2 protein-coding genes are annotated in these 1098 nt (G+C 60.6%); both read right to left on the reverse strand.

The features are described from left to right. A partial coding sequence (locus FKZ61_RS23710; protein ID WP_141612648.1) for an ISAs1 family transposase occupies positions 1–503 on the reverse strand: 503 nt, incomplete at its 3' end. Next, positions 458–1051 (reverse strand): transposase family protein, encoded by a 594-nt coding sequence (locus FKZ61_RS23715; RefSeq protein ID WP_141612649.1) that lies wholly within the window; start codon positions 1049–1051, stop codon positions 458–460. The genes FKZ61_RS23715 and FKZ61_RS23710, both read right to left, overlap by 46 nt. Positions 1052–1098: the final 47 nt, after the last annotated feature.

The raw sequence follows: 1098 nt of genomic DNA on the forward strand, positions 1-1098 counted from the left end.
CGCCGGGCGTCTGGGATGTAAGGCAGTCTGAGTCGGCGCAAGCAATTGAGAGCCACATTGCGCAGCATGGAAAGGGCCGATCCGATGCGACGGCCATGCAGCCGGTCCTCATCCATGGTGACATCTCGCACGTAGAAAACTCGGTTCTCGATGGTCCAGTGGCCCCGGAGCTGCTCCTGGAACTGAGCGGGGGGCAATGCAGGCAGATTCTTTCCCCCAGCAATCCAGAAGACGGATTCCACCGATTCCCATTCCTCCTGATGCAGAGGACGACGATAGCGCCGCACTTGTCCCAGGAAGCGCACCTCAGCCCAGCCATAGTCTTGGGCCAAATAGATGCCCAAATCTTGGGCTGGCTCCACCCAGAGTTCGCGCCGTTCCAGACGGCCATGGCCCTTGTCCATCTGGACATGGTCCGGCTGGCGGGCTCGCACACCGCGGGCCTCCAACCACTGGTCTATAAGCGCATAGAGAGCCCCATGGTTGCCCTTGACGAACCCCATGTAGGCCCCCCTTTTTGGGCCACGGTTGCCACCGTCTCCCGCTGCAAAAGGCCCGCATCCATGCTCACCAGCTTGCCCGCCACAGGCACCTCCTGTAACAACCGCAAGGCTGCCGCCAGCTCATTGCCCGCCTCCACTTCCTGTTGGGCCAGGATCTGGCCGTACCTGGCACCCGCTAGGGTTACCACCTGCAGGGCTGCTTGGCTCTGGCGTTTGCTCCCACGCAAATGTTTGCCATCCAGCGTATAACCTCCCCCTTCCTCTGCCCCCTGCAGAACCTGGTTGAGCTCCTTGGGGTCCAGGCTGGCCAGCAGATTCCATAAGGTGCCGTAGGAGGGCGCTCCTTTGGTCGCCCAGAGATTCAAGGGTTCCGCAATTTCCTCCCAGTGCAGCCCCATCCATTGCACAATGCCCCGTAGACTATTCTCCCCCTGCATGACCGCTAAAATCATCGCACCCAACAACCCAGGCAAGGGGTATCGCCTTCCTTGTCGGCGCCTCGGATCCTGAACTCTACGCAGTCGCTCCAGGATACTTCCCGCTGCCATGGCTGTTTCCTCCTCTCTCCAACTCTCATCTCGTCCAGCCTATCTCA

It is taken from the genome of Litorilinea aerophila, assembly GCF_006569185.2.
Lineage (GTDB): Bacteria > Chloroflexota > Anaerolineae > Caldilineales > Caldilineaceae > Litorilinea > Litorilinea aerophila.